Source organism: Campylobacter lari, assembly GCF_004357905.1.
Lineage (GTDB): Bacteria > Campylobacterota > Campylobacteria > Campylobacterales > Campylobacteraceae > Campylobacter_D > Campylobacter_D lari_D.
The window spans coordinates 154022-170866 of the sequence record NZ_SMTT01000003.1; the positions used below are offsets into that span (position 1 = coordinate 154022).

At 28.7% G+C, this 16845-nt stretch carries 14 protein-coding genes and 1 tRNA gene; 6 read left to right on the forward strand and 9 right to left on the reverse strand.

Features of this window, described 5'->3' with window-relative positions; genetic code table 11:
• Positions 1–85: 85 nt before the first annotated feature.
• Genes der through E2O22_RS04000 form a run of 5 tightly spaced genes read left to right on the forward strand, consistent with a single transcriptional unit; the run spans position 86 to position 6566 of the window.
• Complete coding sequence (gene der / locus E2O22_RS03980) at positions 86–1471, forward strand: ribosome biogenesis GTPase Der (RefSeq protein ID WP_133319326.1); 1386 nt, start codon at positions 86–88, stop codon at positions 1469–1471.
• Positions 1455–1952, forward strand: a complete 498-nt coding sequence (locus E2O22_RS03985) for a shikimate kinase (protein ID WP_133319327.1) — start codon at positions 1455–1457, stop codon at positions 1950–1952. Before der ends, E2O22_RS03985 begins: the two co-directional genes overlap by 17 nt.
• Entirely contained in the window at positions 1949–2908 is a 960-nt protein-coding gene (gene trpS, locus E2O22_RS03990) for a tryptophan--tRNA ligase (protein WP_133319328.1), read from the forward strand. The genes E2O22_RS03985 and trpS overlap by 4 nt, the downstream gene beginning before the upstream one ends.
• 11 nt (positions 2909–2919) lie before the next feature.
• Positions 2920–4155, forward strand: a complete 1236-nt coding sequence (gene serS / locus E2O22_RS03995; RefSeq protein WP_133319329.1) for a serine--tRNA ligase — start codon at positions 2920–2922, stop codon at positions 4153–4155.
• A gap of 8 nt (positions 4156–4163) precedes the next feature.
• Positions 4164–6566: a tetratricopeptide repeat protein gene (locus E2O22_RS04000; protein ID WP_133319330.1), complete on the forward strand. Its 2403-nt coding sequence runs from the start codon at positions 4164–4166 to the stop codon at positions 6564–6566.
• Between the two features lie 104 nt (positions 6567–6670).
• On the opposite strand, the gene E2O22_RS04005 is transcribed toward E2O22_RS04000, so the two are convergent.
• The 7 genes from E2O22_RS04005 to secA form a co-directional block, all read right to left on the reverse strand.
• Positions 6671–6745, reverse strand: a tRNA-Asn gene (locus E2O22_RS04005).
• A gap of 67 nt (positions 6746–6812) precedes the next feature.
• The gene (locus E2O22_RS04010; RefSeq protein ID WP_133319331.1) at positions 6813–7721 is read right to left on the reverse strand and encodes a radical SAM protein; all 909 of its coding nucleotides are present in this window, start codon (positions 7719–7721) and stop codon (positions 6813–6815) included.
• Positions 7718–8740, reverse strand: a complete 1023-nt coding sequence (gene hemE, locus E2O22_RS04015; RefSeq protein WP_133319332.1) for a uroporphyrinogen decarboxylase — start codon at positions 8738–8740, stop codon at positions 7718–7720. The genes E2O22_RS04010 and hemE overlap by 4 nt, the downstream gene beginning before the upstream one ends.
• Positions 8741–8754: 14 nt before the next feature.
• On the reverse strand, positions 8755–9261 hold the full coding sequence (locus tag E2O22_RS04020; RefSeq protein ID WP_087699510.1) for a YqhA family protein: 507 nt from the start codon (positions 9259–9261) through the stop codon (positions 8755–8757).
• A gap of 11 nt (positions 9262–9272) precedes the next feature.
• Complete coding sequence (locus E2O22_RS04025; RefSeq protein ID WP_243705639.1) at positions 9273–10289, reverse strand: aspartate-semialdehyde dehydrogenase; 1017 nt, start codon at positions 10287–10289, stop codon at positions 9273–9275.
• A 12-nt stretch (positions 10290–10301) separates the two neighbouring features.
• Complete coding sequence (locus tag E2O22_RS04030; protein WP_133319334.1) at positions 10302–11591, reverse strand: sigma-54-dependent transcriptional regulator; 1290 nt, start codon at positions 11589–11591, stop codon at positions 10302–10304.
• Positions 11592–11599: 8 nt separating this feature from the next.
• Positions 11600–14191: a preprotein translocase subunit SecA gene (gene secA, locus E2O22_RS04035; RefSeq protein WP_133319335.1), complete on the reverse strand. Its 2592-nt coding sequence runs from the start codon at positions 14189–14191 to the stop codon at positions 11600–11602.
• 119 nt (positions 14192–14310) lie between these two features.
• Between secA and lolA the strand changes: the two genes are divergently transcribed.
• Positions 14311–14817, forward strand: a complete 507-nt coding sequence (gene lolA / locus E2O22_RS04040; RefSeq protein ID WP_133319336.1) for a LolA-like outer membrane lipoprotein chaperone — start codon at positions 14311–14313, stop codon at positions 14815–14817.
• Here lolA and E2O22_RS04045 read toward each other — a convergent pair whose 3' ends face one another.
• Positions 14818–15468 (reverse strand): flagellar basal body-associated FliL family protein, encoded by a 651-nt coding sequence (locus E2O22_RS04045; RefSeq protein ID WP_133319337.1) that lies wholly within the window; start codon positions 15466–15468, stop codon positions 14818–14820. It lies immediately after the preceding gene.
• The gene (locus tag E2O22_RS04050; RefSeq protein WP_133319338.1) at positions 15465–16811 is read right to left on the reverse strand and encodes an ATP-dependent DNA helicase; all 1347 of its coding nucleotides are present in this window, start codon (positions 16809–16811) and stop codon (positions 15465–15467) included. The genes E2O22_RS04045 and E2O22_RS04050 overlap by 4 nt, the downstream gene beginning before the upstream one ends.
• Between the last annotated feature and the right edge of the window lie 34 nt (positions 16812–16845).

Consider the following 16845-nt stretch of genomic DNA (forward strand, 5'->3'; position numbering starts at 1 on the left):
AAATTCCTGTTATTTTAGTCTTTTTTGCTTAATTTTAAGGCAATTTTTATATAATCACAAATAAAAATTTAAAAAATGAGTATTAATGCAAAGTATTATTTTAATAGGAAAACCAAATGTTGGCAAATCAAGTCTTTTTAATAGACTTGCAAGAAAGCGCATTGCAATAACTAGTGACATAAGTGGAACTACAAGAGATACTAATAAAATAGAAGTAGAAATTGATGGCAAAAAAGCTTTGTTGATAGATAGCGGCGGGCTTGATGAGAGTAATGAGCTTTTTAAAAATATCAAAGCAAATTCGCTTAAAGCTGCTAAAAATAGTGATATTATCTTTTATATGGTGGATGGAAAATTTTTACCTGATGATGAAGATAAAGCTTTTTTTTATGAAATGAAAAAACTCAACAAACCCATAGCTTTAGTAATCAATAAAGTCGATAACAAAAAAGACGAAGAAAGATCTTGGGAATTTTCTAATTTTGGAGTAAAAGAAGTTTTTAATATCTCTGTAACACATAATATAGGCATTGATGAGCTTTGTATGTGGGCTAGTAAGTTTTTAGATGAAAGTTATTTAAATGCAGATGAAGAAGAAGACTTTGAAAGTTATTTAGAAAATTTTGATGAAAATAGCGGAGATTTTAAGCTAAAAACTATTAATGAAAATCATATTAAAGTGGGAATTATCGGCAGGGTTAATGTAGGAAAATCAAGTCTTTTAAATGCTTTAGTAAAAGAAGAACGTAGCGTGGTAAGCGATATAGCAGGCACTACAATTGATCCTGTTAATGAAAGCATTATGCATAAAGATAAAATCATCGAATTTGTAGATACCGCAGGTATTAGAAAACGCGGGAAAATACAGGGTTTAGAGCGTTATGCACTTAATAGAACTGAATATGCCCTAGCCAATGCTCAAATTGCACTTTTAGTACTTGACGCAGCTGAAGGTTTTAACGAACTTGATGAGCGTATCGCAGGGCTTGCTGCTAAACATTGTTTAGGTGTGATTATCGTACTTAATAAATGGGATAAAAGCGAACTTGATTTTGATAAAACTTTAAAAGAATTAAAATTAGATCGTTTTAAATTCCTAGCTTATGCACCTGTTGTAAGCGTATCAGCTTTAAGTGGAAAAAGAATACATGTGCTTTTGGATAAAATTTTAGAAGTTTTTGCAAATTTCACCCAAAAAATTCCAACAGCAAAATTAAATGCTTTGGTAGAAGAAGCCACAAGAGCCCACCCGCTACCACATGATTATGGTAAATTAGTGAAAATTTATTATGCGGTTCAATACGACTTAGCACCTCCAAAAATAGCTCTAATTATGAATAGACCAAAAGCTTTACATTTTAGTTATAAACGATATTTACAAAATCAAATTAGAAAACAATTTAACTTTGAAGGTGTACCTTTAATTTTAGCTTCAAGAAAAAAAGGTAGCAAAGATGAGCAAGAAAACTAACCTCCTTTTTGTAGGATTTATGGGCTGTGGTAAAACAACTATAGCAAGGGCTTATGCAAAAAAATATGATAAATTCTTTTTAGATACAGATGTTTTAATCAAAGAAAAATTTAATCTTGAAATTAGTGAATTTTTTAAAACATATGGAGAAAAAAAATTTCGCAAAGAAGAAAAAAAACTTGTTTCGTTTTTAACTTATGTGCAAAATTGTTCTATTGCAAGCGGTGGTGGCTTCATAGAACAAAAAAAAATAAAAAATATTGGTACTATCGTTTACTTAAAAGCAAGTTTTGATTATCTCTTGCAAAGACTAAATAAAGAAGAATTGGCCACAAGACCCTTATTTTCAAACACAAACAATGCTAAAATACTATTTGATCAAAGAATCAAAAAATATGAAAAAAAAGCAAATATCATTATAAATATTGAAAACAAAAATATCCAAGAAATAATTAAAGAAATCAAAAAAGAGGTAAAATGAGAATTATTACAGGATTACAGCCAAGTGGGGATTTACATATAGGAAATTATTTTGGCTCTATAAAACAAATGCTAAATATGCAAGAAGAAAATCAAATGTATATGTTTATAGCAAACTATCATGCTATGACTTCAAATTTTAATGGAGAAAAACTTAAACAAAATTCACTCAAAGCTGCGGCAGCTTTTTTAAGTTTAGGAATTGATCCACAAAAAAGCGTATTTTGGTTACAAAGTGATGTAAAAGAAGTAATGGAGCTTTATTGGATTCTTTCTCAATTTACCCCAATGGGACTTTTAGAAAGAGCACATAGCTATAAAGATAAAATTGCCAAAGGTTTAAATGCCAACCATGGGCTTTTTTCTTACCCTGTTTTAATGGCTGCAGATATTTTACTTTTTAATGCTCAAGTAGTTCCTGTAGGTAAAGATCAAATTCAACATGTTGAAATAGCAAGAGATATAGCCTTAAAAGTAAATAACGAATGGGGTGAAATTTTTACCCTACCTCAAGCTAAAGTTAATGATGAAGTTGCAGTAGTACCTGGTACTGATGGAGCCAAAATGAGCAAGTCTTATCAAAACACAATCGATATTTTTAATACACCAAAAGCTATTAAAAAACAAATTTCTTCCATTGTTACAGATAGTACAGCTTTAGAAGATCCAAAAGATTGGCAAAATTGTAATGTATTTAAAATCGCAAAATTGTTTTTAGACAAAACAAAACAAGAAACTTTAAAAAGCCGTTATGAAAAAGGTGGTGAAGGCTATGGGCATTTTAAAATATATTTAAATGAAATCATTAGTGAGTATTTTGCCTCGGCTAAGGAAGAATATGAAAAATTACTAGCTAATCCTTCTAAAATCGATGAGATTTTAGAATTTGGAGCAAGCAAAGCAAAAAAACAAGCCCGAGAAACAATGGAAAAAATTTATGCTAAAATAGGACTATAAAAGGAGTTAGAATGTTAGATTTAAAACTTTTGCAAAATAATTTTGATGAAATTGCGCAAAAACTAAAAGCTAAAAAAGTAGATGAAAATTTACTCAAAGAACTTAGCGACTTATTTATAAATTTAAAAAAAGAAAAAGCACTTTTGGAAGAATTTCAAGCTTTTCAAAATAAATTTAGTAAAGAGCTTGCAACAACACAAGATAAAGAAAGCTTAAAAGTACAACTAAGCCAAAATAAAGAAAAAATCAATACTCAGTCAAAAATCGTTAGCACGCTAGAAGAAAAACTAGAACAAATTGCCCTAGCAATACCAAATATCCCTGATGATTGCGTGCCTTTTGGAGAAGATGAAGATGAAAATGTAGAATTAAAAAAAGTTCTAACACCTCCTAGTTTTGATTTTGAAATCAAAGAACATCATGATTTGGGAGAAAAATTAAACTGGCTTGATTTTACAAGAGGGGTTAAAATCTCACAAAGTCGTTTTTGTGTGCTTAAAAATGAAGGAGCTTTACTAAGTAGAGCCTTGGTAAATTATATGATTGATTTTAATAGAAGTAGAGGTTTTGAGCTAGTCAATGTACCATTTTTAGTAAATAGCGCAACCATGTATGGCACAGGACAGCTTCCTAAATTTAAAGATGATATGTATAAGGTAGAAAATGATGATTTATATCTCATCTCAACTTCTGAAATTCCTGTAACTAATCTTTATTCTAATGAAATTTTAACTCAAGAAGAACTACCCTTAAAAATGACCTGCTATAGTGCTTGTTTTAGACAAGAAGCAGGAAGCGCGGGTAGAGATACAAGAGGTATTATAAGGCAACATCAATTTGAAAAAGTAGAGCTTGTTAGTATATGTAAGCCTGATCAAAGTGAATTGATGTTTGAAGAAATGTTAAATTGCGCCAGTGATTTACTAAGCTCTTTGGGTCTAGCACATAGGCATTTAATGCTTTGCACGGGAGATTTGGGCTTTTCTGCTGCGAAAACAGTAGACTTAGAAGTATGGCTTCCATCGCAAAACAAATACCGTGAAATTAGCTCTGTGTCAAATTGTAAAGATTTTCAAGCAAGACGCGCAAAGATCCGTTTTAAAAACGATAAGGGCAAAAATGAATTAGTTCACACACTTAATGGTTCTTCACTAGCTGTTGGTAGAACCTTGGTAGCTATTATGGAAAATTATCAAGAAAAAGATGGAAATATAAGAATTCCTGATGCATTAAGAAAATACTTTTAAGAGAAAACATGGCCGAAGAAGTAACACTTAAAGAACAAGATAATCAAGAAAAAGCTTTTTCAGAGATTGATGAAAATCCAGGAGTGGAAGAACAAACTATCCCTCCTGGCACAATACCTCCTGAATTAGAGGAAGAAGAAAGTACTTTTCAAAGAGTAGAGGAAGAACCTCAAGCATCACAACCTGAAGAAAAGAAAAAGCTTTTTGATAAAAAATTTCTTATTTTGATTTCAACACTTGGTGCTCTTGCTCTAATTTTATTTATTATTTTAGTTTTACTTCTTGTTTTTAAAGAAGATAAAAAAGTAATCACAAATAATCCAATTTTAGAAGATAATGTTAGTACAAGTATCACAAAGGTGAAACAATCTGCTTTAGATCTTGTAGTACAAAAGGCAAATTTATTATATGAAAAAGGTGATATAGAAAGTGCTTTAGAGCTTTATAATAATATTAATATTTTCAATCAATCTTTATCAAGTTATAATCTTGGTGTAGCTCAAATGAAACAAAAAGATTATATTAGTGCTGTTGAGAATTTCAAACAATCTTTAGAATTAGAAGAACACAAAGTTGCAGCAGCTATTAATATAGCTGTGTGTTATTTTAATCTAGGCGATAAAGAGAAATTTAAATATTATCTTGATTTAGCAAGAGTACATTTACCACAAGATTCTAAATCTTCTTTGTATGATTATTATCTAGGATTAATTAATTACTATCAAGGATTTTATCCAGAGGCTTTACAAATGTTCATGCGTTCAAGTAATATCAACAGCTATCAAGGGGAGTCTTATTACCTTGGGGCAAAAATTTACGCATTATTAAAATCTGATCAAAACGCCATTAATCTTCTGCAAAAGCAACAAGATTATGAAGCAAGCTTACCCTTAGGTTTATTATATGCAAAACTGGGAGAATATAAAAAAGCTAAAGAATATCTTGAAAAAGCATCAAAAATAGAAAATCAAGCCATAAGAAGCAAAATGGCTCTAGCTTTAGTAGAATTAAAAACAGGCCAATTTGACAATGGTGCACAAATTTTAAAAACTTTATATGTAAAAGATAGAGCTATTGGCTCAAAATACTATAACATAAAAACAAGACTAAAAAGAAATTTTTCAAATATTGATATAGCGCAGCAACATTTTGCCAAAAGTTTAATCACAGGAAAACAACAAATTTATGATTTACTTTTTTATTTTTCACCTTATCGCGTTTTTGATATAAAACAAAGCATGGAACTCATCACAAAAGCTGATTTGGGAAATTTCATACAAGGGTATGAGTATGAAAATGAATTGCTTGTTAAAAGCAAAGCTTTATCAGGCGTTAATGTGGAATTATCTCATGCTATCAATCTAGCTTTTAATTTTCATCTAAGAGAAGCAAATCAAGAATTTAAAAATTTAAGTGAAATTTATCATGCTCACGATGTAATTCATTATAATCTTGCTTTAACTTATGCACAACTGCAAGATTATAATAATGCATATAAACATTTTTCAACTGCTTATCATTTAAATCCAAAAAATTATATTGCAGGTATTTTTGCCATATATTGCATGGATTTAGTAAAAAAAGATTATACCAAACTTGCTAATGAACTTTTGGAAAATTTACAAGCAGATAATAATATCGATCAAAATCATAATATCTATAAATATTTACTACATCTAGTTAAAAGTGACTTTACTGCTATGATTCCTTATTTAGACAACCTTTCAAATAGCAAAAATACTCCTTTAGAACTAATGTTTGCTATAGTAGCTGCTAATGGCAATAATCTTGAAATTTTAAGAAATCAAAAAATAAAAGAATTAAAAGATTTGCTCGGTGAGGATATTATTAGCAATATTTTATATTTTAATTCTAAAAACACAAATCTTGATATTAAAGAGTATGCCAAACAAGCACAAATGTATTTTTTAACAACCAAGCTTGATTATAATTCTTTATTTGGTGGAGCTGGTATAGTTAAAGACAGCTATGTGACACTTATGCAAATTACAGGCTTATTAAATCATGTTAGAAATGACATAAAAAAAAGACTTGCTATGAGTAATAAAAATTCCATCGGGCTGATTTTTGCTCTAGCTTATGTTGATATTTTTGCTAAAGAATACCAAGAAGCATATACGCTTTACAATATCTTAATAGATGATTATAAAATCAAAGATGCACAAACTTTATTTTTAGCCGCAGTAGCAGCGATAGGTTCTAATAATCCAAATTCAGCCATAGCTTTACTAGAGCTTGCAAAATTAGAAAATGAAGAAACCTTAGAAGCAAGACTTGCACTAGGACTATTATATCATGAAGTCCAAAATTTAGAACCTGCTATGTTTCAATATGAAAAAGTAGGAAATAATTTTGAAAGTAAATTTTTTACTTTTGATATTAAAAATTAGTATTTTCATAAAATAAGAAAATACTAATTGACCATCAAAAAAAATATAATTATAAATTACAAATTAGATTATTATAAAATATACATGAGATTAAATTTACAAAGTGGCTCCGGATGTAGGATTCGAACCTACGACCAATCGGTTAACAGCCGACTACTCTACCGCTGAGCTAATCCGGAACATCAATAAATAAGAAATGATATTATATAAGAAAAAAACTTTTTTGTCAAGATTTTTTATAAAAAATTACGCTTTTTTGTAAAATTTTACTCCTGCTAAATTTTCTACAACAATTTTTCGTTCTTTAATTAATTTTTCTAATATATCTTTACTATGCTGACTAAATTTGTTTTCTATGTCAAATTCACTTTGTGCTCTAAGCTGCAGCATCTTCAAGAGCTCTTGGATATTAAAATCAATTTTTTCACCTTTGTAATAATGTTTAGCAAGCACAACAGGCACACTAGTGATATACATACTTAATTCTTCCAACTTTTCCAAAGATATACCTTTAACAGGATACGCAGGCGGTCTATCTATAGTGCTAAAATCCACTCTTGATGGTCTTATCTTGTCAAATGCCTCATTTAAAGCCAACATCTCATCTTTGTTATCATTCAATCCCTTGACAATTAAAACTTCCATAACAAGCTCACCCAAAAATTTCTCTCTAAAGGCGATCATTTGTTCTATCATTGTTTCAAGTTTTATTTGCTTTAAAGCCCTATCAACTCTATAAAAAGTTTTTTCCATTGCACTATCAAGACTAAATTTAACTACATCAATATACATTAAAGCATCAAAAATATCCGAATTTAAAACTCCACTACCATTGCTTAGGATTAAGAGTTTTTTATCTTGTTTTATTTTATTTAATTCATAAACTAATTCTTTTAAATGAGGATATAAAGTAGGCTCACCATTTGCAGTTAATGTTAAAAAGTCAAATTGCACATTACCTTTCAATACACTTTGTACTTCATCGATAATATTTTTTATTTTAGGATAAATTAAAGATTTTTCCAAAGGTTTTGCAGCTTGTAATTCACAATAAACGCAGTCAAAATTACATTGTTTTTGATTTGGACTTAAATCAATTCCCAATGAAAGTCCAAATCTTCTTGAACTTATAGGCCCAAAAGTTATTTTACTCACTTTTTAGATTTCTCTTGAACTAGCTTGATAAAATATTTAGCATTATCAACAGGAATATCAGGTAAAATTCCATGTCCGAGATTAAAAATATGCGCACTATCTTGCATAATATTTAAAATTTTATCCACACCCTGTTCAATAGCTTTTTTATCATAGAGTCTGCAAGGCTCCATATTACCCTGCAAAGTATATTTAGCGCCTAGTTTTTCCTTAGCCAACTCTAAAGGGGTACTCCAATCTACTCCAAAGACATCAAAATTTCCATTTATATCATCTAAGAACCCACTTACCCCTTTAGGAAATAAAATCACAGGAATATGCGGATATTTTTCCTTTATAAAATCAGCAATTTCAAGCATATATTTAAAAGAAAACTCAAAAAACATTTCTTTTTCTAAAGCACTTGCCCAACTATCAAATATCTGTATAGCATTAGCACCTGCTCTAATTTGCTCTTGAATATAATACTTTAAAACAAAAGTAAGTTTAGATAAAATTTGATGTAAAAATTCAGGATTTTGATAAACTATTTTTTTACACTTTGCATAATTTTTACTACTACCACCCTCTATCATATAAGTAGCAATAGTCCAAGGACTTCCACAAAAACCAATCAAAGCTTTATCTTGTGTAAGTTTTTCTCTAGTAAATGCTAGTGCATCATAAATATAAGAAAGGTTTTTAATGCTTTTTTCAACATCTAATCTTTCCAATTCTTCTTTTGTTTTAATAGGATTTGAAAATATAGGGCCCTCGCCTTTTTCAAATTTTAAATCCATACCCATTTCTAAAGGTACTACCAAAATATCTGAAAAAATAATAGCTGCATCAACACCCAAAATATCTACTGGTTGTAAGGTAACTTCACTCGCTTTTTTATAATCTTTACAAAGTGATAAAAAATCTCCAGCACTTGCTCTAACCTGCATATATTCAGGTAAATATCTTCCTGCTTGGCGCATCATCCAAACTGGAGTATAAGGGGTTGACTTTTTAAAACATGCATCAATAAAAATCATTTTTATTCCTTATTTTAATGATCACTTTTGTGTAAAAAATAAAGTCCTATACAAAGAGCTAAAATAGAACCTGCAAGATAAGTCATATCCAAAACCGTATTTAGTTGCATTTGTAAAATTCTTTGGAAAAAATTTACAACTAAAACCATAATAATAACTTTTGCAAGTTTATCTTTTAGTTGATCTAAACTGTGCACTTCTAAAACTTTTGACTGTTTAGTTTGTTTAAATTCTTCTATTTCACTAATAAAAAGTTCATAAATTCCAAAAGAAAATATAAATAAAACTAAAGCCATTAAATATAAATCTACAGCCCCTATAATCAAACCAACAATATCCTCATGCAAATCTACCGTAGAATTAGGTAACATAAAATACTCAAATACATATTTTAAAACTTTAATCACATCATAACTTGCAATAAAAAATAAAACAAAAGCTCCTATAAGGCCAAAAATTACAGGCAAAATAGTGACTAAACGGCTCTTAACCAATAAATTCTCAAAAAATCTTTCTAACATTTTTCTCCTTTTTAAACCAATTCTAACCATTTTTGTGCAATACGCACTGCATTTGTAGCAGCTCCTACACGAATTTGATCAGCCACGCACCATAAGTGTAAAATATTTTTATGATTAATATCGCGTCTAATTCTTCCTACATAAGTTTCATTAGTATCGCTTGTAAAAAGTGGCATAGGATATTTTTTATTTTCTACATCATCAATCACAACAACACTTGGTGCTTTAGAAAGTATCTCTCTAACCTTAACAACATCAACATCTTTTTCAAAATGCATAGTAATAGCTTCACTATGACTTCTAAGCACAGGAACTCTTACGCAAGTTGCTGAAATTTCAAGTTTTTTATGCAATATTTTTTGCGTTTCATTTACCATTTTTAATTCTTCTTTAGTGTAGCCATTTTCACTAAAAACATCAATTTGAGGAATTAAATTTAAAGCTAAGGTATATGGAAAAGTTTTTGCCTCAAATTCATCTAATTTAAAAGCAAAAAAACTTTGCATTCCTTGAACTAATTCTTCCATACCTTCTTTACCTGCACCACTTGCTGCTTGATAAGTACTTACATCTACCCTTTTTAGATTAAATACATCATCAAGTGGTTTTAAAACATGCACCATTTGTATAGTAGAGCAATTTGGATTAGCAATAATTCCTGTTTTTTCCCAATCTTTAATATCTTCGCTATTGCATTCAGGAACTACCAAAGGAACATTTTCATCCATTCTAAAATGACTAGTATTATCAATCACTACAGCACCACACTCTACTGCGTATTTTGCATACTCAGCACTTATGTTTCCTCCGGCACTAAAAAAAGCAATATCTACAGGATTTTCTTTAAAAACATTTGGAGTTAATTCTTTTACTTTATAACTTTTTCCTCTAAATTCTACTTCACTACCTGCGCTTTTTGCACTTGCTAATGGTAAAATACTTTCAACCGGGAAATCAAGCTCATCCAAAACATTTAAAAGCTCTTCTCCGACTGCTCCAGTTGCACCTACAATGGCTATTTTTTTCATCATCCATCCTTTTTAAGTAATATTGTATTTTTTCATTTTTTCACTAAAAATTTTCTCACTCATCCCTATAAGCTTAGCTGCTTCTGCAATATCTTGCGAATTTTTTAAAGCTTCTAAAATCAATTCTTTTTCAAGATTTTTAATATCTTTACTTTTTCTACTTTCTAAGAATAAATCTTGAGTGCTAATCTCATCATTTTCACTTAAAATACAAGCTCTTTGTATAATAGAAATCAACTCTCTAATATTACCTGGAAAATCATAAGCTAGCAAAGCATCTTGTGCTTCTTGATTTAAAGTTTTTTCATTAAAATCGTATTCTTTACATGTATCAAGTAATACCTTTTGTGCAATTTGCAAAATTTCTTCTTGACGCTCTCTTAGTGGTGGTATATTAATAGGAATAGTATTAAGCCTATAATATAAATCTTGTCTGAATTCATTATCTGCAATCTTTTTTTCTATATGAGCATTAGTTGCACTAATAATTCTTACATCAATCTTTATACTCTTAGTACTTCCTAATCTTGTAATTTCTTTTTCTTGCAAGGCTCTTAATAATTTTGCTTGAATTTCATAAGGCATTTCACCTATTTCATCTAAAAACAAAGTGCCTTCATTAGCGAGCTCAAACAACCCTATTTTAGTAGTATTAGCATCGGTAAATGCACCTTTTTCAAAACCAAAAAGCTCACTTTCTATCAAATTTGATGGAATTGCTGCCATATTAATAGCCACAAAAGGTTTTTGTGCTCTTTTTGAATTTTTATGCACAAAATTTGCAAAAACTTCTTTACCTACCCCACTTTCTCCAAAAAAAAGCACACTTGCATCTGTCTTAGCAGCCTTAGTAGCCAATTTTAAACAATCTTCCAAAGCTTTAGAAGTGCCATAAAAATCTTGATTTTCTTCTTTTTTAATAGTCTTTTTATTTGTTTTTTTAGAAGTCTTTTCTTGGATTATTTTTGCACGTTTTATCGCAGTTACTAAAGTATTAATATCAAATGGTTTTACTAGAAAATCTTTTACTCCAAGTCTTACTGCTTCTATGGCACGATTTAGTGTTGCATTACCTGTGATAATAATAAAATCATATTTATTCTCACAAGCTTGCACAAATTCAATACCATCCATACCCGGCATATTAATATCTGTAATAATCAAATCAACATCATCATTTAGTTTTTTTAAAGCTTCAGTTGCTGATTTATAAGATTTTATAGCAAATTCTTCATACTCACTCAAAGCAATTTCAAGTGATTTTCTCATATTTATATCATCTTCAACTATAACTAAATTCATTTCAAACCTTAAGCTAAAATACCTTTTTTGGGACCACTTTTACCATGGCATTCTTTATATTTTTTACCGCTACCGCAAGGACAAGGTGAATTTCTAGGTACTTTAGTAATTTGTGCTTCACCGTTTTCATCAACACCACTTTCTGTGGTATTAGCTAAAAACTGCTCATTTTGCTCATGGCTTTTTTCTTCAAAATTTTGTGCTTCTTTTTGAGTAAAAACTACATTAAATAACAATTTTAAACTATCAAATTTAACACGCTCAACAAGCTCCATGAAAAGATTATAACTTTCTTTTTTATATTCTACTAAAGGATCTTTTTGATTATAACTTCTTAAACCTATACCAGTTTTTAAAACATCCATTTGGTATAAATGCTCTCTCCATAGATTATCCAAAATTTGAAGATATAAGATTCTTTCAATTCTTCTAGCTTCCTTATCATCAATAATACTCATTTTATCTTTGTAAGCTTTTTCTAAAATTTCACTTAATTTATTTTCTACTTCAATTACACCTAAATCTTTAAAATCAGCTTCGCTAAGCTCAAGATTACACTCATAACTTACTTTTTGCTTTAAGCTTTCAAAATGCTTAACATCATCTTCAAGTTCTGCATTTAAATAAATTTGGCTTACTAAGTGATTACTATACTCAGCAATATTTTTTAAAATTTTATCTTGCAAGTCAAATTCTTCATCTAATAATTCATTTCTATAATTATAAATAGTCTTTCTTTGTTCATTCGCCACATCATCATATTCAAGCAAGTGTTTTCTGCTTTCAAAATGCAAGCTTTCAACTTTTTTTTGCGCATTCTCAACAGCTCTTGTAACAATACGACTTTCTATATGCTCACCCTCTTCTATACCTAATCTTTCCATGATATTTTTAATGCGATCACCACCAAAAATTCTTAAAAGATTATCCTCTAAACTTAAGTAAAATCTACTTACACCAGGATCACCTTGACGTCCTGCACGACCACGAAGTTGATTATCTATTCTTCTACTTTCATGGCGTTCAGTTCCTATAATATAAAGCCCTCCTAAAGCTCTTATTTCATCATCTATTTTTATATCAACCCCACGACCTGCCATATTAGTAGCTATAGTCACTGCACCTTTTTTACCCGCATCTTGAATAATCAAAGCTTCTTGCTCGTGATTTTTAGCATTAAGCACATGATGAGGAATGCGTTCTTTTACAAGCATATTATGAAATACTTCACTTCTTTCAATACTTGCAGTTCCCACTAAAACTGGCTGACCCTTTGCATTTGCTTTTTTTATCTCTTCAATAACTGCTTTAAATTTTTCTTCTTGAGTTTTATAAATCAAATCATCTTTATCTATTCTTGCAATTGGTATATTTGTAGGTATAGAAACTGCATCTAAATTATAAATTTGAGAAAATTCCGTTGCCTCAGTTTGTGCAGTACCTGTCATGCCTGCTAACTTTTTATACATTCTAAAATAATTTTGGAAAGTAATATCTGCTAAAGTTTGACTTTCTTCCTGAATTTTTACCCCTTCTTTAGCTTCTAATGCTTGGTGTAAGCCATCACTAAAGCGTCTTCCCTCGCTTAATCTTCCCGTAAATTCATCAACAATTACAACTTCTTTATCTCTTAATACATAATGCACATCTTTTTCAAATAAATTATGTGCTTTTAAAGCCTGATCAAGCTGATGGGCCAATATTGCATTATCTAAGCTATATAAATTTTCTACTCCAAATAATTTTTCAGCCTTAGAAATTCCAGCCTCTGTAATCATAATAGTTCTATTTTTCTCATCGACAACAAAATCACCACTTGGCAATTCTTGAAGAGTAGTAGCTGCTTGGCCTTTTTGCATTTGTTTTGCTACTTCATTTGCTTTAACATAGCCGTCTAAAGTTCTATTTGTAGGCCCACTTATAATAAGCGGAGTTCTTGCTTCATCTATTAAAATACTATCTACTTCATCAACTATAACAAAATTATGCTCTCTTTGTACTTTTTCAAGCTTTGAAAATTTCATGTTATCGCGTAAATAATCAAAGCCAAATTCATTATTTGTACCATAAGTTATATCACACTCATAAGCTTTTTTATGTGCCTCATCACTATTTTGTTCTGAAAGTATCACACCTACACTAAAACCTAAAAAATTATAAATAGCACTCATTTGCTCTGCATCTCTTTTAGCCAAATAATCATTTACGGTAACCACATGCACACCCTTACCACTCATAGCATTTAATACAACAGGTAAAGTTGCAACCAAGGTTTTACCTTCCCCAGTTTTCATTTCAGCAATTTTTCCATCATGTAAAACCATACCACCAATTAATTGCACATCAAAATGACGCATATTAAGAGTTCTTTTTCCTACTTCTCTAACTATCGCAAAAACATCATTCAATATTTGGTCTAAAGTTTGTTCTTCTTTTTGAATTTGTGTTTTAAATTCTATAAATACTTGTTTTAATTCATCATCGCTTAAATTTTGGTATTTTGATTCTAAAGCATTAATTTGTGCAACCCTCTTTAAATATTTTTTTACTTCTCGATCATTTTTTGTGCCAAATATTGCTTTAAATACACTAGAAAACATTTTTTTACCTTTAATTACAAAAATATATGCTAGATTATACCTTGAATTTAATTAGAACTATATAAAAAGTTTTGTTTGGATAAATTTTATATAATTTACAAAATTTTTAAAGGATAATTATGAGATATTTTATATTTTTAATGTTATTTGTTTGTAGTATTTTTGCTTTTGATATAAATTTTAAAAATTTTAGTAGTAATTTTGAACAAAAGGTACAAAGCAATAATTCTTCGCTAAATTATAAAGGAAATTTTATCATTACTCAAAATAAAGCCTTTTGGAATTATACTAAACCAAATAAAAAACAAATTTATATCAATCACAAAGAAGTTATTATCATAGAGCCTGAGTTAGAACAAGCTATTTATACTCAATTGCAAAATTTACCAAATCTTCAAGAAATTTTTAAAAATGCAAAATTAATATCTCATGAAAATTATGAAGCAAAATACGAAAATATCACATATAATATCAAACTAAAAAATGATAATCTTAGTAATATTTCTTATAAAGATGAGTTGGGAAACTTAGTTAGTATTTATTTTTATAATCAGAAATTTGATCAAAATATCAACGAAAATATTTTTATACCAAAAATCCCAAGCCATTTTGATATTATTCAATAATCAAAATGGTATTTCATTAAACAAATCTTGCTGTTCTTTACTTGGAGCTAACATTTGCATTTGAGTTTTTTCCATGGTTTTTAAAATCATATCCATAGCCTCTTTACTTGTGTTAGTATCTTGATTAAAACTTTTATTATCATCTTTATCATTGTTGTTTATTTGATCGGTATTTATATCTTTTGATTGAGTATTATTTTGATCCGTATTTTTTGCAACTTTGGAATTATCTTGAATTTCCTTTTGTTTGATAGTTTTTATTATATTGTCATCTTTTTTTTCCAAATCATTTATAAAACGCTTAAATTCTTCCAAGTCAAACTTAGCTACCGAATTAATTTTTAAAATATAAATATTTTTAATTTGAGTTTTATATTTTTTATTACTAAATTTAAGCAAGGTTTCTTTAAAATTATTTTTACCAACTTCTGTAAATAAATCTTCATAAAAATAACTGGATACAATAGTGTTTAAAGCATCTATAATTTTCTTTTGATCTAAATTTTCTCCCTCAAAATCTAAATTCATTTCAATTTTTTTTAAAGTATTATTTCCAACCTTTGAATATAAATCAGTTCTAAAATTTTCTATACTCAAGGAACTAGCATGGATATTAAAAAACATTAAAAGCAAAACTATAATCCATTTCATATTATCTCCTCGTCTTCTTCTAAATCTATAAATTTTTCTTGTAAATAAAATTTTTTCACTTCTTTATCGGTTTTTAAAATTCTTAAAAAATAATCCTCAAAAGGCATTTTATAATTATATATGATTTTTAAATTGCAAGGATTAATGGCCCTTGATAAACATACATATAATTGTCCTTTTTCAAAAATTCCATCAATATCACATATAAGCTTATCTATACTCATACCTTGAGATTTATGGATTGTTATAGCATAAGCTAACTTTATCGGAAACTGAATAAATTTTGCTTTTACTTTTACTTCTAATTTTTCTTCATCATCTAAATCATATTCTTCCAAAATATACTCATAAACCTTTAATCGCAAATTCTCACCATTACTTTTTTCTATTAAAATATATTCTTGCTCATCATCTTTTATAAAATCTAAAATAATTCCTTGTTCTCCATTGTAATAATTTTCCTCTTTATTATTTACACAAAAAATAATCTTAGCGCCTATTTTTAATTTTAACTCCTCTAAAGAATTTAATCCTTTAATCCACTGCTCATAAATTTTATCATCTAAAGTATGATCTAATTTTTCCATTCTTGATTTAAATATTTTTTCTTTACCTTGTAAAAGATTTAATTTTTTAGCATTTATACAATTAGCTTTTTTATTTGTAGCACACAATAGGGTATATTCATCCATATACTCAAGCAAATCTTTTGGATAAAATAACATTTTTTTAAAAAAACTTAGTATTTCTTGATTTACTTTACCAATTCTAAGAAAAAATAAATATTCATAAAATTGTTTATCCAAAGTTCTTTTAGTAATACTAAGCTTTAAATTGACAAATTTTAAATCATTCCAAGCTTGAGAAGAAAAAGCATATAGAGTATTTTGAAATAAAGTGTTTTGATTCTCTTTGTAGTTTATTACAGGTGGAAGTTGAAAAAAATCACCGACTAATAAAATTTTGCCACTAAAGTCACTTCTTGTTAATCTATAATAAATCATTTCCATCAATGAAGCACTCACCATAGAGATTTCATCAATAACCAACAAATCACATTGCTTTAAAATTCTCTTTAATTTTTCTATTTTATCCCTTTGCTTTCTATCTTCATAATATAACTCATCATAATTTTGACATCTTTTAAAGGCAAAAAAACTATGTAAAGTAACTCCACCTATATTAAATGCACTTAATCCAGTAGAACCCAACACAACAACAATTCTACCTTGTTTTCTATATAATTTAACAAGTTCTGTAGTTAAGAATGATTTACCAACTCCAGCAGAACCACTTAGAAATATATTATTATCTTTTAAGAAAAAATATAATTTATTTAACATCATCTTAATATTATATTATAATCTACTAAAACTC